This is a genomic window from Janthinobacterium sp. JF4, from assembly GCF_059617925.1.
The window spans coordinates 1-23,101 of the sequence record NZ_JCAQAV010000042.1 but is presented as its reverse complement, the minus strand read 5'-3'; the positions used below and the strand labels follow the sequence as shown (position 1 = coordinate 23,101).

The window sequence follows — 23,101 nt, the reverse complement described above, 5'->3', positions numbered from 1 at the left end:
TAATTGTCCCTGGCGGGCCCCTGCGCATCGTGGCATGGCTAACCTGGTCAGGTCGGGAACGAAGCAGCCACGGCTATTAACCATGAGTGCCGCAGATCAGGCTCGCCTCCTTCGGGAAACAAACAGTAAAGCTGCCGTTGGCGGCTTTTTTGTTTTGCGGCCCTGTGTTTTGCCGGTCCGCATGCTTGCCTGATTTTCCAGAATGCCACTCTCCATGTTATACAATTGCTGCTTTGCCGCGTTTGCCATATTTGAATGTGGCCCGGCCATGAGGCTTGCGCCCGCCGCGCAGGATCACCCGCAAAATCGCATGGTAAAATCTCAGCATGTCCTATCAAGTCCTCGCCCGTAAATACCGCCCCAAGAATTTCGAGACGCTCGTTGGCCAGGAGCACGTCGTGCGCGCGCTCACGCATGCCTTGCACAGCGGCCGCTTGCATCACGCCTACCTGTTCACGGGCACGCGCGGCGTCGGCAAGACGACCCTGTCGCGTATCCTGGCCAAGTCGCTCAATTGCATCGGCCCCGATGGCACGGGTGGCATCACGGCCCAGCCGTGTGGCGTGTGCGAAGCGTGCACGGCGATCGATGCGGGACGCTTTGTCGACTATATAGAGATGGATGCGGCATCGAACCGTGGCGTCGATGAAATGGCGCAGCTGCTCGAGCAAGCCGTGTATGCGCCAAGCAATGCGCGCTTCAAGGTCTATATGATCGATGAGGTGCACATGCTGACGAACCACGCGTTCAATTCCATGCTGAAAACCCTGGAAGAGCCGCCCGAGCACGTCAAGTTCATCCTGGCCACGACGGACCCGCAAAAGATTCCCGTGACCGTGCTGTCGCGCTGCCTGCAGTTCAACCTCAAGCAGATGCCGCCTGGCCACATCATCAGCCACCTGGACAATATCCTGGGACAGGAAGGCATCGCCTTCGAACAGCCGGCCTTGCGCCTGCTGGCACAGGGCGCGCACGGTTCCATGCGCGACGCGCTGTCCTTGACGGACCAGGCCATCGCGTATGCGGCCGGAGCAGTGACGCTTGACGCCGTGCAAGGCATGCTGGGCGCGCTCGACCAGTCCTACCTGGTGCGCCTGCTCGACGCGCTGGCGCAGCAGGATGGTGCCGATCTGCTGGCCGTGGCCGACGAGATGGCGTCGCGCAGCCTGTCCTATAACGGCGCCCTGCAGGACCTGGGCACTTTGCTGCACCGCATTGCGCTGGCGCAAACGGTACCGGCCGCCTTGCCGCAGGACTTGCCCGAATACGCGGACATCGTGCGTCTGTCTGCCGCGTTTGACGCGGAAGAAGTGCAGCTGTTTTACCAGATCACCGTGCATGGCCGCAACGAGCTGGGCCTGGCGCCCGACGAATACGCGGGCTTTACCATGACCTTGCTGCGCATGCTGGCCTTTCGGCCCGGCATAGGCGGCGCCGATGGCGTGCCGGCGGCCGCTCCCGCCGCCGCAACGGGCAACCGTCCCGCCGCCATGGCCGCCGCGCGCGCCGCCGCTGGCGCGTCCGCACCTGCGGCACGCGCCGCCACGAACAGCGTGGCCAGCCACGCGGCCGTGACGCCGCCTGCCGTGGTCGCGGCAACCGCCGCCAGCATCGCGCGCAGCGAAGCGGTGCCGCCACGCGCGGCGGTGCCTGCACCTGTTTCATCGCCGGCGCCGGCACCAGCGGCGCCGCCGCCAGCCACGCCGCCAGCGGCTGCTCCGGCCGCATCGGGTGCGCCCATCAGTTCCGCCCGCGCCGCCATCAATGCGGCGCTGGAAGCGGCCCGCGCCGCCTCGAAAGGCCGTCCGGGCAGCGCGCCATCGGCGCCATCGTCGGCACCCAAGCCGGCTGCCCCTGCACCGGCAGCGGAGCCTGTCGCCGCTGCCCCAGCCCCGGCTGCACCGGTCCAGGCAGCGCCGCCGCCACCGCCCGCCGCCGCCAAAGCGCCGGCGCCGTGGGACGATGCGCCACCCGTGGCCGTGATGGAAGCTCCCGCGCAGCAAGCGCGTCCTGCCGCTGCGCCGCCACAGCAGGCGCCCGCCGACGACGACTTGCCGCCCTGGGTCACCGAATTTTCCGAAGACAGCGCCTCGGCCGCCGTGTCGGCACCCGCCGCGCAAAGTTCCGAGCAGCCCGCCGTCGTCATGCCGCAGCGTGCCGCCAAGCAAGCCGCGCCCAGCGGGCCGTATGTGATCACACCCGTGCCGGGCCTGGACTGGGACGGCAACTGGCCGGCCGTGGCTGCCGTGCTGCCCTTGCGCGGCGTGGCCCAGCAACTGGCCGTGCAGGCCGAGCTGATCGAATGCCTGCACGACGGCCACAGCACCACGTTCCGCCTGCGCGTGCCGATCGACACGTGGCGCAGTCCGGCCAACGTGGAAAAGCTGGCGGCCGCGCTGAGCGAACGTTTCGGCCGCAAGGTCGCCGTCGATACGGAACTGGGCGCCGTCTGGTACACGGCCAGCGCGGAAGCGCAGGCGCACCGCGAGGCGTGCCAGCTGCAAGCGGAAGCGACCATCGCCAGCGACCCCTTCGTGCTCGACATGAAGCATGCATTTGACGCTTTTGTCGTGCCGGGAACGATTACCCCTGCACCGGCCGGCTCCGCCGCGCCGACCCTGCATTGATGATTAACACACTCACAAACTGAATTAACGGAGCATTCTCATGATGAAAAATCAACTGGCTGGCCTGATGAAGCAGGCGCAAGCAATGCAAGACAACATGAAAAAGGCCCAGGAACAACTGGCGCTGGTGGAAGTGGAAGGCCAGTCCGGTGCCGGCCTCGTGAAAATCGTCATGACGTGCAAGAACGACGTCAAGCGCGTCTCCATCGACCCGTCGCTGCTGGCCGACGACAAGGACATGCTGGAAGACCTGGTGGCTGCCGCCTTCAACGACGCCGTGCGCAAGGCGGAAGCGACGTCCGCTGAAAAAATGGCAGGCTTGACTGGCGGCATGAACTTGCCAGCCGGTTTCAAGATGCCATTCTGATGCCATACCGCATGCGCTCGATCTGTGGCACGGGGCAGGGTTGATCCATGTCCAAGTCGCTTGAATTTTTGACCGAGGCGCTGCGGCGCCTGCCCGGCGTCGGCCCCAAGTCGGCGCAGCGGATGGCATTTCATTTGTTGCAGCACGATAGGGAAGGCGCGGCCATGCTGTCGCGCGCCCTGTTCCAGGCCGTCGATGCCGTGCATCACTGCGGCCTGTGCAATACCTTTACCGAACATGAAGTGTGCGAGACCTGTCTCGACGAAGAGCGCGACAAGCGCTTGCTGTGCGTGGTGGAAACGCCCGCCGACCAGCTGATGATCGAGCAGACGCTCACCTACAAGGGCCTGTATTTCGTGCTCATGGGGCGGCTCTCTCCGCTGGACGGCATCGGCCCGAAAGATATCCACCTCGAAAAATTGCTGAACCGCGCCAACGATGGCGTGGTCGGCGAAGTGGTGCTGGCCACCAATTTCACGAATGAAGGCGAAGCGACGGCCCATTACATCAGCGAAATGCTGAAGGCGCGGGGCTTGCGCGTGAGCCGTTTGGCCCGCGGCGTGCCCGTGGGCGGCGAACTGGAATACGTCGACGCGGGCACGATTGCCCGCGCGATGCTCGACCGCAGGGCGACCTGAATCATGGAACAACAAACATCGGCAGGACCTTTGGCGGGCATCAAAGTGCTGGAACTGGGCACCCTGATCGCGGGGCCGTTCTGCGCCCGCATGCTGGCCGAATTCGGCGCCGACGTGATCAAGATCGAGTCGCCCGATGGCGGTGACCCCATCCGTACCTGGCGCGTGCTGAAAGATGGCACCTCGCTGTGGTGGTCGGTGCAGGCGCGCAACAAGAAAAGTATCACGCTGAACCTGAAGTCGCCCGAGGGCCGCGCCATCGCGCGCCAGCTGGCCCTGGAAGCGGACATCATCATCGAGAACTACCGCCCCGGCGTGCTGGAAAAGTGGGAGCTCGGCTACGAACAGCTCAGGCAGGTCAAACCGTCCCTCATCATGGTGCGCCTGTCCGGCTTTGGCCAGACGGGGCCGATGAAGGACTTGCCCGGCTTCGGCGCCATCGGCGAATCCATGGGCGGCTTGCGCTATGTGTCCGGTTTTCCCGACCGCCCGCCCGTCAGGGTCGGCGTGTCGATTGGCGACTCGGTGGCGGCCCTGCACGGCGTGATCGGCGCCATGATGGCCTTGCGGCACCGCGACGTGACCGGCGGGGTGGCCTCCGGGGAAGGACAGATGGTCGACGTGGCCCTGTATGAATCCGTGTTCAACCTGATGGAGTCGCTCGTGCCCGAATACGACCAGGCGGGCGTCGTGCGCGAGCGCACGGGCGGCTCGCTGCCCGGTATCGTGCCCTCGAATACCTACACGACGGGCGACGGCGAAAACATCGTCATCGCAGGCAATGGCGACGCCATCTTCAAGCGCTTCATGCTGGCCATGGGCCGCATCGACATGGCGGGCGACCCGCAGCTGGCGCGCAACGACGGCCGGGTGGCGCGCACGCAGGAAATCGACGACGCCATCGGCGCCTGGTGCGCCACGCATACGATCGACAGCGCGCTGGCCGTCTTGACGGCTGCCGACGTGCCGGCTGGCAAAATCTACTCGGTGCGCGACATGCTGAGCGACCCGCAATTTCTCGCCCGCGACATGTTCGAGCAGCACCATTTCGCCGACGGCACGCCCGTCAAATTGCCCGCCATCAGCCCGAAACTGTCCGCCACGCCGGGCAAGACGCAGTGGCTGGGGCCAACCCTGGGCCAGCACAACGACGAGGTGCTGGCGTCGCTCGGCTATGATGCGGCCACCATTGCGCGGCTCAAGGCCGATGGGGTGGTGTAATCCGACGCTACCGGCCGGGCCAACCATGTTGTCGGATTACGCGAGGCGGAGCCTCGCTAATCCGACCTACGCAACTCACTGATACCTGTCATGCATCGATCTTTCCACCGCGCGCGCGCCGCGCTTGCCCTGGCATCCGCCGCCATTCTGCTTTCCGCCTGCGCCAGCTTTCCCCACGACGCGACGGTCACGGGCCTGCGCCTGATCGGCGAACAGCGCATCGCGCTCAAGCAGGCGTTCGAGGGCACGACGGTGGGCGGCTTGTCCGGCATCGATTACGATGCGGCCAACAAGAGCTGGGTGATGGAAAGCGATGACCGCTCGGCAATCAATCCGGCCCGCTTCTACCGCGCCAGTCTGCATTACGACAGTGAGCAATTTTCCGGCGTGACCTTCAACAGCGTGCATTTCTTCACGCAGCCCGACGGCAGCCGCTATCCGAACCTGGCGCATGCCAAGCTGGAGCAGGGTGACCAGGTGGCCGACATTGAAACCATCCGCGTCGATCCGCAGGACGGCAGCCTGTGGTATGGCAGCGAAGGCAACCGCAAGGTGGGCCTGCACCCGTTCGTGCGCCACGCCGATAGCGGCGGCCACTACCTGGCCACCTTGCCCACGCCCGCCATGTTCAATGTCTCGAAGGACGAAATCGGCTCGCGCAACAACATGAGCTTCGAGGCGCTGTCGTTTTCCTCGGATGGCAAGAGCTTGTGGCTGGGCATGGAAGCGGCCCTGTACCAGGATGGCCCGCTGGCCACGCCCGATAACGGCTCGGTGGTGCGCATCACGCGCCTGGACCGTGCCGGCACCGTGCTGGGCCAGTACGCGTATGCGATCGAGCCCGTGGCGTCGCGGCCCGCGCCGGGGAAGGAAGCGGACAATGGCGTGTCGGAAATCCTTGCCGTCAACGACCATCAGGTGCTGGTGGTGGAACGGGCCGGCGTGGAACACGCCGATGGCGTGTATACGAACCACGTGCGCGTGTATGCCATGGAAACGGACGGCGCCACCGATGTGCAGGCGCTGCCGGCCCTCGCGGGCGCGGCCTATGTGCCGGCGCGCAAGCGCCTGTTGCTGGACCTGGAAAAGACCGGTCTTGAAAGAGTCGACAATATCGAAGGCATCAGCTGGGGCCCGCGCCTGGAAAACGGCCGCCGCAGCCTGGTGATGATATCCGACGATAATTTCAACGCCCAGCAAGTCACGCAAATCCTTGCCTTCGAAGTGCTCTAGTTTCCACGCTGGCCACCTGGCCCCTCTGCCTGGCCAGCATGGCCGTGATCGTGTCGTGCGGTGACGGGTGGCCCAGGAAATAGCCCTGCGCCATGTCGCAGCCGTATTCTTCCAGCATCAGCAGTTGTTCGTCCGTTTCCACGCCCTCGGCCACCACCACCATTTTCAAGCCATGCGCCATGGCGATGATGGCGCGCGTGATGGCCGCGTTTTCCGTATCCTGCGGCAAGCCGGCGATAAAACTCTTGTCGATTTTCAAGGCCCGCACGTCGAAGCGTTTCAGGTAATTCATCGACGAATAGCCGGTGCCGAAGTCGTCGATGGACAGATACACGCCGATGCCGCGCAATTGCTCCAGGGTCACCATGGTGGCGCGCGCATCGTCCATTAATGTCCCTTCCGTCAATTCCAGTTCCAGCAGGCGCGCATCGAGGCCCGTGTCGGCCAGGGCCGAGAGCACGATCTGCATCAGGTTTTCATCCTTGAATTGCATGGCCGACAGGTTGACGGCCATGCGGATGGCGCGCCCGCCATCGCTTTGCCAGGCCTTGGCCTGGTTGCACGCCGTGCGCAGCACCCATTCGCCGATGGGCACGATCAATCCCGTCTCTTCGGCCAGCGGGATGAATTCCGTGGGCGAGATGATGCCCCGCTCGGGATGGCGCCAGCGGATCAGCGCTTCCACGCCGACGATCTGCGTGCTGGGCACGTCGATCTGCGGCTGGTACAGCAAGTACAGCTCGTTGTTCTGCAGGGCTTTCCTCAAGCCCACTTCCATCTTGACGTGGCTCATGATTTCCATCGTCAGCGATGAACTGTAGAGTTTTGCGTTGTTCTTGCCGCAGTTCTTCGCGTGGTACATGGCCGTGTCCGCATATTTCAACAGCGAATTGCAGTCCTCGCCATCTTCCGGATACAGCGAAATGCCGATGCTGGCCGTGACAAAAATTTCATGCCCCTCGATCATGAACGGGCGGCGCATGGCTTCCTTGACCCGGTGCGCCACGTTCAGCGCGTCTTCCACCCGCTCCAGGTCGGGAATCAGGATCGTGAATTCGTCGCCGCCCAGGCGCGCCAGGTTGCTGCCGCCGAAGGTGGGCTCAAACTCATACTCGCCGCGCAGCACCAGGTCGCTGGGGCGGATGGTTTCGCGCAGGCGCTCGGACACCACCTTGAGCAGATGGTCGCCCACGTCGTGGCCCAGGGTGTCGTTGATGCGCTTGAAGGCGTCGAGGTCCATGAACAGCACGGCGAATTTCTTGTCGTGTTCTTTCGAGCGCAGCAGTTCGCGCTCCAGCGTTTCCAGGAACGCCTGGCGGTTGGGGATGCCCGTCAGGCTGTCGCAGTAGGCGAGGCGGCGGATCTGCTCTTCCGTGCGCTTGCGTTCGCTGATGTCGCGCACCAGGCCCAGCACTTCGTCGGCTCCCGTCGCCACCAGGCGCGCTTCGAAATGGCGCGTGCTGTCCTCGTGCGTGAGCGTGTAGTCGACCGAGCCGATATGCTGCGTGGCCAGCACGGCGCGCGCCTGGTCGAGCAGGCGCGCGGCGATTTCGGGCGGCAGCACGTCGCGGATATGGCTGCCCACGCAGTCGCTGAGGGAAAAGCCGGCGCTGGCGTCGTGGCCCTGTTCATAGTCGAGATAAAAGCCTTCGCGGTTCAGGCGAAAGAAGGTGTCGGGGATGGCGGCCAGCACGGCGCGGTTGTGCGCGTCAGCGATGCGCAAGCGGGCGATGGCGTCGCTGGCGCGCAGCACGTACAGCACGCGGTGGCCCAGGATGGGCCAGTTGATGGGCTTGGAAATGAAGTCGGTGGCGCCCACCTCGTAGGCGCGCGTGACGGCTTCCAGTTCGTCGCCGCCCGTGACCATGATGATGGGCACCGTGCCGCCCACTTCCTGGTGGCGGATTTCGCGGCACACGGCAAAGCCGTCCATGGCCGGCATGTCGACGTCGAGCATGACCAGGTCCGGCCCGCTGTGCTTGTAGCTGGCCAGCGCCTGCACGCCATCCTCGGCCTCGATCACGTCCAGGCCCACCTGCGTGAGCATCTGCCGCATCAGCAGGCGCATCACGGGATCGTCGTCAGCCACCAGCACCAGGCCGCGGGGAGGGGAGAGGGGCGCTGTCATGTCAGTGTTCCTTCACGAGGATGGCGTTCAGCGATTCGCGTACGGCCAGGAAGGCTTGCTGCATCTGCTGCAGCAGGACAGCCGCGCCCTCGGTGCTGCCGGCGCGGCCCAGTTTTTCCATTTCCTTGCACAGCTGCGCCAGGCCATCGGCGCCCACGTTGGCGCTGCCTGATTTCAGGCTGTGCGCTACCTTGCGCAGTGCTTCCGCATCCGCGCCGGCAATCGCTGCGCGCATGGCGCTCAACTGGCGCGGCGTCTCGCCGACAAAGGCCTGGATGACACGTTCCAGCAGCGCATCGCCATCGGCCTGGGATAGCGCGCGGATGTTTTCCAGCGCCTGCCAGTTCAGCGGCTGGGCCGCTGGCTGGGATGCAGGCGCCGGCGGCGCTTCGGGCGGCACCTGCTGCGGTGCTTGCGCCTGCGGCGCTTCGCTGTGGTGCACGGTGGCCGCGCGCGGCAAGGTGATCCAGCGGGCGATCGTGTGGCCCAGGTCTTGCTGCGTGAACGGCTTGCTCAGGTAATCGTCCATGCCGGCCGCCAGGCAGGCTTCGCGGTCGCCCTGCAGCGCATTGGCCGTGATGGCGACGATGGGCAGCACGCGCGCGTGACCGCACTGCTGTTCGTGGCGGCGGATTTCCGCCGTGGCGGCAAAGCCATCCATCACGGGCATCTGGCAATCCATCAGGATCAGATCGAAATCCTCGGCCTGCGCCGCCTGCAAGGCTTCTTCGCCGTTGTGCGCGCAGACCACGTCCAGGCCCAGGCTGTCGAGCATGGCCAGCGCCACCTCCACGTTGACGGGATTGTCCTCGGCCAGCAGCACGCGGCGGCGCTGGCGCCGGCCCACCTGACGGGGCGCGTGCGGCGGATGGATGCGCAGGCTGTCGCTGGCGCGCGGCGGCGTGACGATGCAGTCGAACAGGTCGCATTCGCGGGCCGGCTTGATCAGCTGGAAGGCCACGCCCGCTTCGCGCCGCTGCACGGGGTCGGCCGCCGCCTGTTCCGTGCTCAGCAGCAGTAATTTGAGGTCGGCCAGCAGCGGGTCGCTCTTGATGGTGGCGGCCAGGGCCAGGCCGCTGGTGCGCGGCAATTCCATGTCGAGCAGGGCCACGGCATACGGCGTGCCTGCCTGTGCCGCCGCGCGCAGCTTGCCCAGGCAGTCGCTGGCCGTGCCGGCGCTGTCGCTGACGATGTGCCAGCTGGCCAGTTGCCGCTCCAGCACGGCGCGCGTGGCGGGTGTGTGGTCGACGATCAAGGCGCGTAACCCTCGCGTGGTTTTCAGGTTGAAGGACGGGTCGTCGCTGTCGACCCGCCGCTTATCGAAATTTACTTCGAACCAGAAGATCGAGCCTTGCGTTAAAGCATTGTCAACGCCGATAGTGCCACCCATCAGCTCCACCAGCTGTTTCGAGATCGTCAGTCCCAGGCCCGTGCCGCCATGCTTGCGCGTGGTCGAGCCATCGGCCTGCGAGAACGATTCGAAGATGCGCGTTTGCGCCTCGTTCGACACGCCGATGCCCGTGTCGTGCACCTCGAAGCGCAAGCCCACGCTGGGCGCGTCTTCGCTGCACACGGTCACTTTCACGGTGACCTTGCCCGTTTCCGTGAACTTGATGGCATTGCCCAGCAGATTGACGATGATCTGGCGCAAGCGGTTCGGGTCGCCGCAGATGGCGATGGGGATGTCGTAGGCGATATCGAATTCCAGGCTGATGTTTTTCGCTTCCGCCTGCGGCGCGAACACGTGTTCTATGTCGTCGAGCAATTCGCGGAAATTGAAGCGGATGTATTCCACGCTCAGCTTGCCCGCCTCGATCTTGGAAAAGTCGAGGATGTCGTTGATAATCACCAGCAAATTCTGTCCCGAGCGCTGCACCATGCTCGTGTAGTGGCGCTGCTGCGGGCTCAAAGGGCTGGCCAGCAGCAGTTCCGTCATGCCCAGCACGCCATTCATCGGCGTGCGGATTTCATGGCTCATGGTGGCAAGAAACGCGCTCTTCGCCTGGCTGGCCGCCTCGGCCGCGTCCTTGGCCTTTTCCAGTTGCGCCGTGCGCACGCCCACCTGGCGTTCGAGCTGGTCGCGGTAATTGGCCAGGGTGCTGTCGCGGCTGTCGATCTGCGCCAGCATGTCGTTGAAACTGTCGATCAGTACGCCCAGCTCGTCGCTGCGCTGGTGCGCGATGCGGTGGCTGTAGGTCTGGCTGCTCGACACTTTTTGCGCTGTATCAATGAGCTTGGTGATCGGTTCGGCGATCACGCTTTTGAAGCGCCGCGCGAGGAACACGGCGATCAGGAAGGACAGCACGGTGGCGCCGCCGATGGCGCCCACGTGGCGGCCGATGTCGCGCCACATGTGGTTCAGGTCCGCCTCGATCAGCACGGCGCCGATGATCTGTTGCGGCTCGCCTGGCCGGTAGACGGAACGGTACAGGCGCATGGCGGGCGCCAGGGTCGTGCCCGCGCCTTGCGTGACGGGTTGCACGGCCATGTCGGCCAGCAGGGCCGGGTCCATGTCTTCCGGCGCTGCCAGGCCATCCGCGTGCTGCGGCGCGCGGTACAGGGCGAACAGGCGCCCGCCCTTGTCGAACAGGGCCGCCTGGGCCACCTCGTCGCGCGCGGCCAGCGCGGCCAGCACCTGTTCCGCCTGCACCTGCGCCGGCTTGCCTATCAGCATGGGCGCCGCGCTGGCAGCGCCGATCACCCCCGCCAAGGACAGTAGTTGCTTGCCCTCATCATTCTTGTGGCTGAGCACGGACGTCAGCGCAAACGCCACGAACACCAGCAGCAGCGCGCAGCCCGACGACAGCACCGAAATCATGGTCAGCTTCTGGCTGATGCTGGAGCGTTGGAAATTGAACATGAGTCGCTGCTTCTCCGGTCGACCGTTGACTGTTATTTAATTCCTATTGGAAAAATATAGACGCGAAGACACACCCCGATGTTGATGTGGGTCTAAGGGAGGAGAGGGGAGGGGAACTTATACGAGATGAAACAAATAGGGCGGCCCAACAAGACCGCCCTTCATACAGAGTCACAACACCGGACAAAACCGTCGCGAGCGGAAGGGAGAGGTGGCTAAGAAGCGCAACCGTACTCTAGTACGGTGAGCATCGCAGGCCGCCTATACCGACGCGCAGCAGGTTTGGTCCGGTGTCCGCTAGCAACAGCCGCCGCGTTTGCCGGCTCCGCCGTAGCGCGCTTCCTGCCGTTCGCGGAAGAACTCTTCATACGTCATCATCGGCTCGCCGGGATGGGTCACTTCCCGGTGGGCCACGTAGGTGTCGTACTCGGGCAAGCCGCACATGAGCCGCATGCTTTGCCCCAGGTACCGTCCAGCCTTGATGATTTCATCGATCATCATTACACCGTGGGCATGGCCTGGAATGGCGTTTCCTTGGTACTCGGACGGCTGTCGGCGCGCGCCTTCATGACGGTGCGGATGCCGAAGAACAGCACGCTGATCACGACGATGACGAAGAAGGCGGCCAGGCCGGCGTCCAGGTAATCGTTGAAGATGATCTGCTGCATCTGCGCCACCGACTTGGCCGGCGCCAGCAGGGTGCCTTCATCGAGTGCCGCCGAGTATTTCTTGGCGTGCGCCAGGAAGCCCACGCGCGGATTGGCGTCGAAAATCTTTTGCCAGCCCGCCGTCAGCGTGCATAGCAGCAGCCAGATCGTCGGCGTAATCGTCACCCACGCATATTGTCCCCGTTTCATCTTGAACAGCACGCAGGTGCCGAGGATCAGCGCAATGGCCGCCAGCATCTGGTTGGCGATGCCGAACAGCGGCCACAGGGTGTTGATGCCGCCCAATGGATCGACCACGCCCTGGTACAGGAAGTAGCCCCAGGCCGCCACGCACAGGCCCGTGGCCAGCAGGTTGGCGATGACGTTTTCCGTCTGTTTCAAGCTTGGCACGAAGCTGCCCAGCAAGTCTTGCAGCATGAAGCGGCCGGCACGCGTGCCCGCATCGACGGCCGTCAGGATGAACAGCGCTTCGAACAGGATGGCGAAGTGGTACCAGAAGGCCATCATGGCCTTGCCGCCGATGGCGCCGGAGAGGATCTGCGCCATGCCGACCGCCAGGGTCGGTGCGCCGCCGGCGCGCGAGATGATGCTGTGCTCGCCAACGTCCTTGGCCGTCTGCGTCAGCATTTCCGGCGTCACATAGAAGCCCCATTGCGAGATCGCCTGTGCGGCGGACTCGGCCGTGGTGCCGATCAGGGCGGCCGGGCTGTTCATGGCGAAATAGATGCCCGGCTCGATGGTCGAGGCGGCCACCAGGGCCATGATGGCAACGAACGATTCCATCAGCATGGCGCCATAGCCGATGAAGCGGGCGTGGCTTTCGTTTTCAATCATCTTCGGCGTGGTGCCCGAGGAAATCAGCGCGTGGAAGCCGGAAACGGCGCCGCAGGCAATCGTAATGAACAGGAAGGGGAACAGATTGCCCGACCAGACGGGGCCGGAGCCGTCGATGAACTTGGTCATGGCCGGCATTTTCAGGTACGGCGCGACGACGATGATGCCGATGGCCAGGCCGAGAATCGTGCCGATTTTCAGGAAAGTCGACAGGTAATCGCGCGGCGCCAGCAGCAGCCACACGGGCAGCACGGAAGCGATGAAGCCGTAGCCGATCAGCATCCACGTCAGTTCCGTCCCCGTGAACGTGAACATCGGACCGAGCACCGCGTGTTCCTGCACGTACTGGCCGCCGATGATGGCCAGCATCAGCAGGACGAAGCCGATGATGGAAATCTCGCCGATGCGGCCCACGCGGATGAAGCGCGAGTACACGCCCATGAACAGGGCGATGGGGATCGTCGCCATCACGGTGAAGCTGCCCCATGGGGAGCCGGTCAGCGCCTTGACGACGATCAGGGCCAGCACGGCCAGGATGATGACCATGATCATGAAGCAGCCCAAGAGCGCGATCATGCCGGGAATCTCGCCCAGTTCAGCCTTGATCAGGTCGCCCAGCGAGCGGCCATCGCGGCGCATGGAAATGAACAGCACGATGAAATCCTGCACGGCGCCGGCAAACACGACGCCAGCAAGTATCCACAGCATGCCGGGCAGATAGCCCATCTGCGCGGCCAGCACGGGGCCGACCAGGGGGCCGGCGCCGGCAATCGCCGCGAAATGGTGGCCGAACAGCACATATTTGTTGGTCGGCACGTGGTCCAGGCCATCGTTGTGCTTGAACGCCGGCGTCATGCGGCGCGCATCCAGGCCCAGCACCTTGTCGGCGATGAACAGGCTGTAGAAACGGTAGGCGATCAGGTAGACGCAGACGGCGGCGATGACGATCCAGATCGCGCTGATCGGTTCGCCACGTTGCAGGGCGACAACGCCCAGGGACCCGGCGCCTGCCAGCGCAAGCGCTGCCCAGCCGAGCTGTTTGAAAATGCGGTTCATGCTTCCTCCAGAGATTGACGGGCGCTGTGCCGTGCGATGATGTGTGTTGCGGTGCCTGGTCGTCGCCAGTTTGGGTGCTTTGCTGCATTTGCAGCTTATGGCGAGTATTCAGGAATCGTATAATTGCCGCAAGCGCACGACTACGCAGTAACGCTCAGTATTACTACGCAGGCCGATCGCCGCGCCGCGACGTAAAATCACGCATTTCCTTCCACCAGCATCGACGCCGCCGGAGCGCGCCAGGCCATGAAACTCAGACAGAAAGTCATCTTCCTGGCCCTCACGCCGCTCATCCTCGCCCTGTGCGCGATCGCGTTTGCCGTTCGGCACCAGGCCATCACCCTGGCCGAGCAGCAGCGCGCCACCATCCAGCAGGCGTATCTGGCCAGCAAGGAAGCCGAGCTCAAGCATTACGTGACCCTGGCCAGCCATTCCATCGCGCAACTGGTCCAGTCAGGGCGCAAGGATGCCGCCACGCAAGAGGAGGCCAAGCGCATCCTGTCCGCCCTCAGCTATGGCGACGACGGCTATTTCTTCATCTATGATTTGCAGGGCAAGTCGCTGATGCATCCGCGCCAGCCCGAGCTGGTGGGGCAGAATCTGTGGGAGTTGCGCGACGCGGACGGCAATCTGACCATCCAGCGCCTGATGCAGCGGGCGAAGAGCGGCGGCGGCTTCGAGCGCTACAACTGGATCAAGCCGTCGACCAACAAGTCCGCGCCCAAGCTCGGCTATGTGATTTTGATGCCGGAGTGGGGCTGGATGATGGGTACCGGCATTTACATGGACGATGTCGACCAGGCGCTGGCCAAGGTCGACGCCCAGCAGTCGCGCAATATCCGCTCGACCATGGAACTGATCGCCGCCATCGCCATCCTCGGCTCGCTGCTGGTGGCCGCCTGCGGCCTGGTGCTGAACCTGCGCGAATTGCGCGTGGCCGACGCCAAGCTGAAAGTGCTGGCGCAGCGCGTGGTGGAATCGCAGGAAGAAGAGCGGGCGCGGCTGTCGCGCGACTTGCATGACGGCATCAGCCAGTGGCTCGTATCGATCAAGCTGCAGATCGAGGCGGGCATCGCGCGCCTGGGCGGCAATGCCGAACAGAAAGACAAGGCACCCGCCACCTTCGAGCGGGCCGCCGAGCAGCTGAACAAGGTGCTGGGCGAGGTGCGGCGCATTTCGCATAACCTGCGCCCAGCCATCCTGGACGACCTGGGCCTGGCCGCCGCGCTCGATCACCTGGTGCATGAATTTAACGACAGCAGCAGTGCGCAAGCCAGTTTCACGGCCAGCCCGGCGGCGGCGGGCGAGGGCTTGCCCGACATGGTCAATACCGTGCTGTTCCGCATCGCCCAGGAAGCGCTGACCAATTGCGAGCGCCATGCCCACGCGCGCGGCGTGGAGGTGAGCCTGCACGAAGCGGGCAAGGCGGTGGAGTTGCGCATCCAGGATAATGGCGGCGGCTTCGATTTCGATGGCATCGCCCTGCATCCGCAGCGCGGCATCGGCCTGCGCAACATGACGGAACGCATGGAAGCCATCGGCGGCAGCCTGCACATCACCTCGTCTGCGGCCGGCACCCTGGTGCTGGCGCGGCTCGCCCTTCCACCGACACACTGATGAATAGATACCGAAAAGATACCGAGACATGAACGAGAAGATCAACATCCTGCTGGTGGACGACCACCCCCTCGTGCGCGACGGCTTGCGCGCGCGCCTGGAAGCGGTGCCGCATTTCGACGTGGTGGCCGAGGCAGGCGGTGCCGACGAGGCGCTGGCTCAGGCGCGCCTCCACCAGGTGGACCTCGTGCTGATGGATATCAATATGCGCGGCATCAACGGCATTGAAGCGACGGCGCTGTTCAAGCAGGCGTTTCCGCAGATTGCCGTGCTGATCCTGTCCATGCATGACAAGCTCGAATATGTGTCGCAAGCCATCGCCGCCGGCGCGCGCGGCTATGTGCTCAAGGATGCTCCTGGTAAAGATATCGTCTTTGCCATCGAGACGGTGATGTCCGGCGGTATTTATTACAGCGCGGCCCTGGCGCGGCAACTGTCGCGCCCGCAAGTGCATGATTCCTTTCTCACCACGCGCGAGCAGCAAGTGCTGCAGCACATCGCGGCGGGCCAGTCGAACAAGCAGATCGCCCGCGACCTGGACCTGAGCGTGCGCACGGTCGAGACGCACCGGTTGAACATCAAGCGCAAGCTCGGTATCGAAGGGCAGGCCGAATTGATCAAATATGCGGTCGAACATGCGCATGGCGGCAGCGCCTGAACGGCGCAGGCGTCAAGGCGGTTTTTGTCACACCCGCATGACAGGCGGGTCTCGCGGGGAAATGTTTTTTTTGAACATTTATTGCCAAAATTAAACTGTTTCATTGGTGAGATTCGGATAGAATGATTCTCGCTGTCGAAATGGCATCCCTGTCGGGCCAGGGTTGCCAATGCTGGTCAGTTTATTTACTATGGCGCCCTACCCACACTGAGATACCGATGTCAGCGTCTGAATCAAACCTGTTTCCGTTGGTGGGATTACAAGCAGTGGCCAATGCTCATAACGAGTGGGTCGCTGTCACCTTGCATGTACCGCAGGCCTCGACGGCGCCGCTGCTGGCAGTCCTGGCCGCCGCCGACGCGTATGCCTTCCTGGCGCCGCTCGACTGCATCATTCCCCTGGCCGACCCGCATGGCGTGGACGAGGCCGTGCTGGCGCAACTGGCGCCGCAACGCACCATTTTCCGTTTGCCGGCGCATCTTGCCGGCGACAAGCAGATCCAGAAAAAATGCCAGCAATGGCGCGATGCCGGCTACCGCATCCTTCTCGATGGCGCCGAGGCCGGTCCCGTGGCGGCGGCGCAAGTCGACGCGCGCGCCTTGAGCTTTGACGCGGCCGGCGCATGCCCGGCCCTGCACCAGCTGCTGCCCTTGCCGGGGCCGCACCTGGCCTACAACATAGTCGACGCGGAGCAGTTTGCTGCCGCGCAAGCGCTGGGCGTGAGCTGGTTTGCCGGCGACTACGCCCTGCACCATGCGCGCCAGCAAAGCGAACCGGAAGACGCCACGTCGCGGCGGCGCGTGCTAGCGCTGCTGGGCTTGCTGGCCCGCGATGCCGACGCGCACGAGCTGGAAGTGCCGCTCAAGCAAGATCCATCGCTCAGCTATCATTTATTGAAACTGGTCAATTCCGCCGCCTTCGGTTTCACGGCGCCAATTACCAGTTTCAGCCAGGCCATTACTCTGCTGGGCCGGCGCCAGCTGCAGCGCTGGCTGCAACTGCTGCTGTACGCGCGCCAGCAAGATGATGGCAAGATCCACGCGCTGCTGCCGCTGGCGGCCGTGCGCGCGGCGCAGATGGAAGCGCTGTGCCAGCTGCGCGGCGGCGACCGCGACGCGCAAGACCTGGCCTTCATGGCGGGCGTGTTCTCGCTGCTCGACGTTCTGCTGGGCATGCCGATGGAAGAGATCATCGCCACCTTGAACCTGGCGCCCGACGTCAACGCCGCCTTGCTGGAACGCAATGGCGAGCTGGGTACCTTGCTGGCGCTGGTCGAAAGCGCCACGCCGGCGCCTGACGGCTTGCGCCGCGCCGGCATCGATGGAGAAACCTATTGGCGCAGCCTGCTGCAGGCCTACCAATGGGCCATCCAGGTCAGCCGGAACCTCTAGCATGACCTTGCTGCCGGTGTCGGATTTCCTCGGTAACAGCGCCGCCCTGTGCGATGCCGTCGTGCGTTTGCGCGGTCCCGCGCTGGTCGCTGAGCTGGGCCGTATCGCCAGCGCCGTGATGGCCAGCCCGCATGGCCAGTTCCTTCCCGCAGCCAGCATGGACGCCGCTGCGCAGCCTGCGATTTTCCCCGGCGATACGCCCGCCTTGCTGCAGGAAATCAGTTTCGACGGCCACTGCTTCGGCCATTACAGCGTGGCCGGGCGCAGCCTGTACAGCGATGCCGACCGCCGCCACCTGGCCAGCCTGGCATCGTTGACGGCGGGCGTCTTGCAAGTGCATTCGCTGGCGCAACGTTCCACGCACGCCTATGCGCAAGTCGAAGCCTTGCTGGCGCAGCAGACGCAGATCCTCGACCAGTTGCACGAATCCGTGCTGACGATGGACTTGACGGGCTACATCACCAGCTGGAACAAGGGCGCCGAGCGCCTGTTCGGCTACAGCTCGGTGGAAGCCGTGGGGCGCAACATCCTGTTCCTGTACGACGAAGAAGACACGGGTTTCCACGACGCCTTCCTGGAGCAGGGAGGACGCCTGATGGAGGTGCGCCGCCGAAAGAAGTCGGGCGAGGTCTTCTGGGCCAGCCTGTCCCTGTCGCCGCTGCAGGACATGGACGACAAGCCCATCGGACTCATCGCCTACCTGACGGACATCACGGAGCGCAAGCTGGCCGAGGAGCGGCTGCACCACCTGGCGTATTACGACCCGCTGACCAGCCTGCCTAACCGCACCCTGCTGGCCAAGCTGGTCGACCAGGCCCTGAGCGTGGCGCAGCGCAGCAAAATGCTCGGCTGCGTGCTGTTCATCGACCTGAACCGTTTTAAACTGATCAACGACACTCTGGGCCGGCGCATCGGCGACGAATTGCTGCGGCAAGTCTCGCTGCGTTTCCGCAAGGTATTGCGCGACCAGGACCTGGTGGCGCGCCTGGGCGGCGACGAGTTCGCCGTCGGCCTGTTCGACATCGGCCAGCACTTCGAGGCCAGCATGGTGGCGCAAAAATTGCTGGCCTCGCTGGTACAACCGTTCCTGATCGAAGGCCACGACCTGCGCGTGGGCGCCAGCATCGGCATCAGCGTGTATCCGCAAGACGGGCAGGACGCGGAAACCCTGCTGCGCCTGGCCGACATCGCCATGTACCGCGCCAAGCAGGACAGTGGCGGCGAAGCGGAAAGCGTGGCCTTCTACAGTCACGACATGAACCTGGGCATGCAGGCGCGCATGCGCCTGGAAACAGGCTTGCGCCAGGCTCTGTCTGAGCAACAACTACTGCTGCACTACCAGCCAAAATACGCCTTGGGCAGCGGCCGCATCATCGGTGCAGAGGCCCTGGTACGCTGGCTCCACCCGCAGCATGGCATGATCCCGCCCGCCGAATTCATCCCCCTGGCCGAGTCGACGGGGCTGGTGGTGCAGGTGGGCGAATGGGTGTTGGAAGCGGCCTGCGCCCAGGCGCAAGCATGGAAACTGGCCGGCCTGCCGCCGATCCGCCTGGCCGTCAACGTGTCCGCGCGCGAGTTCACGGCAGCCTTGCCCGCCAGGGTAGCGGCAACCCTGGCCCGCTACGGCCTGGAAGCGGCCTGGCTGGAGCTGGAAATCACGGAAAGCACCCTGATGCACAACATCGAGAGGGTCATCGGCATCATGGACCGCATCACGGCGCTGGGCGTGGCCCTGTCGCTGGACGACTTCGGCACCGGCTACTCCAGCTTGTCCTACCTCAAGCGTTTCCCCATCGACACCCTGAAGATCGACCGGTCGTTTACCACCGGCATCCCCACCGACGCCAGCGACTGCGCCATCGCCAGCACCATCATCAGTATCGCCCAGCAGCTGCACCACAAGGTGATCGCGGAAGGCGTGGAAACGGCGGAGCAGCTGGCCTTCCTGAAGAGTTCGGGCTGCGACGAAGTGCAAGGCTATCTGTTCTCGCGGCCATTGCCGGCGGGAGAGTTCGAGAAGGCGCTGCGGGAAAACTGGGGCGTGTAGCCCAGGCGTGCAAGCTCTTCCGGTCAGGGGAAAGCGCCGCGACGGTTCTAGCCATTGGTAAGCCAGTCCGCTTTATGTATAATGCTGCCATCTGGAAGCGTGGCCGAGTGGTTGAAGGCACTAGTCTTGAAAACTAGCGACGGGTTACACTGTTCGTGAGTTCGAATCTCACCGCTTCCGCCAAGTACATAAAAAATTCGTGAGTATACTCAACCTATATTCCACCGAATTTCATTGGAAATCAACGACTTAGCTTGATTTTCATCCCTCCGAGTCACAGATTCGGAACCATCAAAAAACCATCCCACAGAATCACGCGTAGGCTGAAATGTAGGTATCATGCGGTTTTTCTCAAACCCGTACCTACAGGATTTCGCATGGCCATCAATACGCTTACCGATGCAGACTGCCGCCGCGCCACGCCGAACGATGGCAAGCTGCGCAAGCTCTTCGATGGCCACGGCCTGATGCTGGCAGTCCTGCCGAGCGGAAACAAGGTTTGGCGCATGGCCTATCGTAACGACGAGGGCAAGCAGCAAACTGCCGTCATCGGCCCGTATCCCCTGATCGGCCTCAAGGAAGCGCGCGAGCGCCGGGACGTTTTGCGGTTGAAACTGATCGACGGCGACGACCTCAAGCCCAAGCGCAAGGCAAGCAGCCCATCCATTACCCTTGATGCCGCCATCGATACCTACTGGGCGGGACGCACGGACATCAGCGCCGGCTACAAGGCAAATGCACTGCGCGCGCTGGCCATGTACATCTCGCCGACGTTGGGCGCGAAAACCGTGCGTGAAATTACCAAGGAAGACTTGATGGCCGCGCTGCGCCCGATGGATGCCGCCGGCCTGTCCGTCTACGTCCGGCGCGTGCGCATGTGGGTGGGCCAGGTGCTCGACTGGTCCATCCAGCACGGCCACTGCGAAGAGAACCCCGCATCGAACATCAATTCGAAGGTCGCTTTTTCCCGCAAGCCGCGCGAAGGTTTCGCCGCCCTGGCATTGGCCGAGGTGCATCCGTTCATGGAGCGCCTGGACCTGGAAGATGAAATTCAGTCCGTGCTGGCCTGCAAGCTGCTGGCGTTGACGTGGACGCGCACGGACGAGCTGCGTCGCATGACCTGGGCGGAAGTGGAGGGCGATGTCTGGCGGATACCTGGCAAGCGCATGAAGAAGGGCCGCGAACATCTGGTGCCGCTGTCATCCCAGGCGCTGGACCTGCTGGCTGAAATGAAGCTGCGTTCGCGGGGCAGCAACTACGTTTTCCCGAACGACCGGGGCGGTAGCCGCCCCATGAGTGAAAACGCGATTCTTTACCTCATTCACCGTATCGGCTTCAAGGGCAAGATGACTGGCCACGGCTGGCGCAAAGTCGGTTCCACCTGGGCCAACGAGCACGAATACAACTCGGATCACGTCGAGGTGCAGCTCGCGCACAAGGATGGCGGCGTGCGCGGGGTCTACAACTCCGCGGAGTACCTGAAGCAGCGCCGCGTGATGCTTCAGGCCTTCGCCGACTGGTTGTTAAAGCAGCCTGATCCCAGCGGCTTGGAGCGTTGAAAGGCGCCATCCCAGCGTGCGCTGGGTTATGGCAACGTCCGCCGGCGGCAGCTTGTTCTCCTTCACCCATCTGCGCAGCGTCTCCGAAGTGACGCCCAGCATTTTGTATAAGTCCTGACGGTAAATAATTCGGTCTGCGTTCATTACTTGATTCCTTTCGTGGTGGGGTTTTTCTTGCGCTGGGCTAGTTCTGTATGGCCGGCTTTGCTTTGCACCGCCAAGGCGAATGCTTCGGCCTCGGTGTGGTGCGGTACTTCGACGCCAGGCTTGCGGTAGTCGCGCAGCCGGCAGAATTCTTTGTATTGGTCCATTTTCGTAATCTCCTTCTAGTCCGTGCATCCACAATCGGTTAAAGCGTCGTCGAAGGGAAACAGCTCCCCGTGATTCATCGCCATGTCATACATCGCCTGGTAACTGGGCCTGTCCTTGCGGAACCAGCCGCCAGCACCCGATCCGGCCGTCTGGGCGTTCCTTTCCTGCTGTATCCACCACAGGGCACGGCTGGGCTTTTCCCGAATCAGGGATAGCACCTGGTTGCCGCCTTTCAGAAAGCATAGATCGCAGTTGCCGTGCATCGTCTTGCCGCTCATATTCGGCAAGCCCAGGTCAAAATCTTGTGTTACCCAAAATGCGCTGACATCGGCCACGGTCAGGCCGGCCGCCGCCAGGGGAGCTTCTTTCACCTCGTGCTTGCCGTAGTCCTGATTCGCCAGCCGCGCCACGCGCATGGGCTCGTCGGCGCGCATGCCGATAAACGTGGTCCACTCGACCAGGCCTATCGACTTCAAATAGCGCTGCATCGGGCGCACCTTGAGTTCTGCCGTGCAAAAGCGCGCCACAGGATTCGGGAGGAATTTCTTTTCGTCGTGCAGATCGGCGAACGGCTCGCCGCGGCGGCTGGCCGTTGCAAAGTTCACGATGGCAAATTCCTTGCCACGCGCTTCATTGCGAGGACGGTTTTCTATCCAGACGATGGGAACGCCCCAGCGCTCGCCGCAGTCGCGCACGAATTCAAGGGTCGCTTCCTCTTCCTTGCCGGTGTTTGCGAAGCACACCACCACGTCAGCCGGCAGCGTGCCGCCGTAGGCTTGAAGCGTCATCCATAGCATCATGCCGCTGGTACGGCCGCCGCTGAACGAAATGACACCCGGGCCATCGAACAGAAATGGGCTGTTCATGCGGCCACCTTGCAGCGTTGAACCAGGGCCAACGGGAGTTCGCCAGTAGCGATGTCGTTTTGGCCTTTCATGCAACCACCGCCAGCACCATGACCTCAAATTTCCTGCCCTTTTCGGCAAGCGCCTTCACCACCTTGGCCAATTCCGGCGAGCCGGGGAAGAACAGTTTTGCGCCAACGACGGTCCAGGCAGTTTTAACCTGGCCAAGTTTGCCAAACTCGAAAAAATAGCGGCCCTTGATTTTGATCACTACGGCGGAATCCTTCATCATTACTGCATCCTCATTTCTTTGAACTGTCATCGTGTGCCCCTTACCTAGGTCACGCATCGGCCGTACTGGCATTGCCACAGTCTCAGCGCTTGAGCACCAGCGAGTACACGGGCGTGGCCTGGCTGGCCAAGTGGTGGCGCTCGGTTTGGGCAGGGTTGGTACTCATGCCGCCACCAACAGGGCAGGGCGGCTGGAAACGATGGCCGCCAGCGGCACGGCCCGGAACATGCCCGGCCACTGGCGATCCAGTTCCACCCAGGCATGCATCTGGCCATTGCCCACGTCGCGGCGCAGATCGTTGACGGTGCCGGCCTGGTAGCCTTCATCGGTATCGAATGTCACGCGGTCGCCCAGGGCGATTTGCCGCGGTGAATCGGTCAGGGTGGTCAGCATTGCGGTACTCCTTTCAGTTTGGCGGTAACGCCGCATACGCCGAAGCGGTCGATGGCAGCGTCGATCACGTCGCCGCTGGACGCGGCAACCTCAAAAAATTCAAAGCGTTCGGTTTGCGTGCGAACGATCACGGCATAGGTGCTCATGTGCCATTTCCTTCATGGAGTGGGTTGTCTGGGACGATCAGCCGGGGCCACGGGCAGGCGTTGACGGCCGCCCAGGCGGCAATCAGCGCTGTTTTTGCCTCGTCAGACAAATTAGGGACGGGCGCCGCCGGCGGCGTGGCCGGGGCAGGGCCAACGGGGTGCGTACAGTTATTTACACGAGTCCGAGGAACGGCAACCCCAACAGCCAC

19 protein-coding genes, 1 tRNA gene and 1 other RNA gene are annotated in these 23,101 nt (G+C 63.5%); 12 read left to right on the top strand and 9 right to left on the bottom strand.

The genetic code is table 11. The annotated features are described in order from the left end of the window. The first annotated feature begins 11 nt into the window (after positions 1–11). The 6 genes from ffs (at position 12) to AC54AF_RS22810 (ending at position 6,086) form a co-directional block, all read left to right on the top strand. Positions 12–110, top strand: an RNA gene (ffs, locus tag AC54AF_RS22835) — signal recognition particle sRNA small type. 216 nt (positions 111–326) lie between these two features. Beyond that, positions 327–2,627 carry a DNA polymerase III subunit gamma/tau gene (locus AC54AF_RS22830; RefSeq protein WP_496638378.1) on the top strand — a complete coding sequence of 767 codons (2,301 nt, stop codon included), beginning with the start codon at positions 327–329 and terminating at the stop codon, positions 2,625–2,627. Between the two features lie 40 nt (positions 2,628–2,667). Next, positions 2,668–2,994, top strand: coding sequence for a YbaB/EbfC family nucleoid-associated protein (locus tag AC54AF_RS22825; RefSeq protein WP_034759121.1), 327 nt, complete (start codon positions 2,668–2,670; stop codon positions 2,992–2,994). 47 nt (positions 2,995–3,041) lie between these two features. Next, positions 3,042–3,632, top strand: coding sequence for a recombination mediator RecR (recR, locus tag AC54AF_RS22820; protein WP_034786598.1), 591 nt, complete (start codon positions 3,042–3,044; stop codon positions 3,630–3,632). Positions 3,633–3,635: 3 nt separating this feature from the next. Continuing rightward, complete coding sequence (locus AC54AF_RS22815) at positions 3,636–4,853, top strand: CaiB/BaiF CoA transferase family protein (protein ID WP_496638377.1); 1,218 nt, start codon at positions 3,636–3,638, stop codon at positions 4,851–4,853. A gap of 90 nt (positions 4,854–4,943) precedes the next feature. Further along, positions 4,944–6,086, top strand: coding sequence for an esterase-like activity of phytase family protein (locus tag AC54AF_RS22810; protein WP_496638376.1), 1,143 nt, complete (start codon positions 4,944–4,946; stop codon positions 6,084–6,086). On the opposite strand, the gene AC54AF_RS22805 is transcribed toward AC54AF_RS22810, so the two are convergent. The 4 genes from AC54AF_RS22805 to AC54AF_RS22790 form a co-directional block, all read right to left on the bottom strand. Continuing rightward, positions 6,055–8,214: a putative bifunctional diguanylate cyclase/phosphodiesterase gene (locus tag AC54AF_RS22805; RefSeq protein ID WP_496638375.1), complete on the bottom strand. Its 2,160-nt coding sequence runs from the start codon at positions 8,212–8,214 to the stop codon at positions 6,055–6,057. The genes AC54AF_RS22810 and AC54AF_RS22805 overlap by 32 nt on opposite strands. A gap of 1 nt (position 8,215) precedes the next feature. Continuing rightward, the gene (locus AC54AF_RS22800; RefSeq protein WP_496638374.1) at positions 8,216–11,074 is read right to left on the bottom strand and encodes a hybrid sensor histidine kinase/response regulator; all 2,859 of its coding nucleotides are present in this window, start codon (positions 11,072–11,074) and stop codon (positions 8,216–8,218) included. A 297-nt stretch (positions 11,075–11,371) separates the two neighbouring features. Further along, complete coding sequence (locus AC54AF_RS22795) at positions 11,372–11,572, bottom strand: YbdD/YjiX family protein (protein ID WP_010396213.1); 201 nt, start codon at positions 11,570–11,572, stop codon at positions 11,372–11,374. A 2-nt stretch (positions 11,573–11,574) separates the two neighbouring features. Next, positions 11,575–13,632 carry a carbon starvation CstA family protein gene (locus tag AC54AF_RS22790; RefSeq protein ID WP_496638373.1) on the bottom strand — a complete coding sequence of 686 codons (2,058 nt, stop codon included), beginning with the start codon at positions 13,630–13,632 and terminating at the stop codon, positions 11,575–11,577. A gap of 246 nt (positions 13,633–13,878) precedes the next feature. Here AC54AF_RS22790 and AC54AF_RS22785 point away from each other — a divergent pair, with 246 nt between their 5' ends. The 6 genes from AC54AF_RS22785 to AC54AF_RS22760 all read left to right on the top strand — a co-directional run bounded on the left by AC54AF_RS22785 (position 13,879) and on the right by AC54AF_RS22760 (position 20,904). After that, complete coding sequence (locus AC54AF_RS22785) at positions 13,879–15,249, top strand: cache domain-containing protein (protein ID WP_496638372.1); 1,371 nt, start codon at positions 13,879–13,881, stop codon at positions 15,247–15,249. A gap of 28 nt (positions 15,250–15,277) precedes the next feature. After that, positions 15,278–15,907: a response regulator transcription factor gene (locus AC54AF_RS22780; RefSeq protein WP_496638371.1), complete on the top strand. Its 630-nt coding sequence runs from the start codon at positions 15,278–15,280 to the stop codon at positions 15,905–15,907. 266 nt (positions 15,908–16,173) lie between these two features. Further along, positions 16,174–17,298 carry an EAL and HDOD domain-containing protein gene (locus AC54AF_RS22775; RefSeq protein WP_496638370.1) on the top strand — a complete coding sequence of 375 codons (1,125 nt, stop codon included), beginning with the start codon at positions 16,174–16,176 and terminating at the stop codon, positions 17,296–17,298. Between the two features lies 1 nt (position 17,299). After that, positions 17,300–19,345: a putative bifunctional diguanylate cyclase/phosphodiesterase gene (locus tag AC54AF_RS22770; protein WP_496638369.1), complete on the top strand. Its 2,046-nt coding sequence runs from the start codon at positions 17,300–17,302 to the stop codon at positions 19,343–19,345. A 93-nt stretch (positions 19,346–19,438) separates the two neighbouring features. Then, positions 19,439–19,528: transfer RNA gene (locus tag AC54AF_RS22765), tRNA-Ser, on the top strand. A gap of 194 nt (positions 19,529–19,722) precedes the next feature. Beyond that, positions 19,723–20,904: a tyrosine-type recombinase/integrase gene (locus AC54AF_RS22760; protein ID WP_496638368.1), complete on the top strand. Its 1,182-nt coding sequence runs from the start codon at positions 19,723–19,725 to the stop codon at positions 20,902–20,904. 143 nt (positions 20,905–21,047) lie between these two features. Here the strand turns inward: AC54AF_RS22760 and AC54AF_RS22755 are convergent, their stop codons facing one another. The 5 genes from AC54AF_RS22755 to AC54AF_RS22735 form a co-directional block, all read right to left on the bottom strand. Continuing rightward, the gene (locus tag AC54AF_RS22755) at positions 21,048–21,215 is read right to left on the bottom strand and encodes a hypothetical protein (protein ID WP_496638367.1); all 168 of its coding nucleotides are present in this window, start codon (positions 21,213–21,215) and stop codon (positions 21,048–21,050) included. 15 nt (positions 21,216–21,230) lie between these two features. After that, positions 21,231–22,082 (bottom strand): phosphoadenosine phosphosulfate reductase domain-containing protein, encoded by an 852-nt coding sequence (locus AC54AF_RS22750; protein WP_496638366.1) that lies wholly within the window; start codon positions 22,080–22,082, stop codon positions 21,231–21,233. Positions 22,083–22,149: 67 nt separating this feature from the next. Then, positions 22,150–22,353, bottom strand: coding sequence for a hypothetical protein (locus tag AC54AF_RS22745; RefSeq protein ID WP_496638365.1), 204 nt, complete (start codon positions 22,351–22,353; stop codon positions 22,150–22,152). Positions 22,354–22,515: 162 nt separating this feature from the next. Further along, a complete protein-coding gene (locus tag AC54AF_RS22740) occupies positions 22,516–22,746 on the bottom strand; it encodes a hypothetical protein (protein ID WP_496638364.1) in 231 nt (76 codons plus the stop codon). Then, positions 22,740–22,892 carry a hypothetical protein gene (locus tag AC54AF_RS22735; protein ID WP_496638363.1) on the bottom strand — a complete coding sequence of 51 codons (153 nt, stop codon included), beginning with the start codon at positions 22,890–22,892 and terminating at the stop codon, positions 22,740–22,742. The genes AC54AF_RS22740 and AC54AF_RS22735 overlap by 7 nt, the downstream gene beginning before the upstream one ends. Between the last annotated feature and the right edge of the window lie 209 nt (positions 22,893–23,101).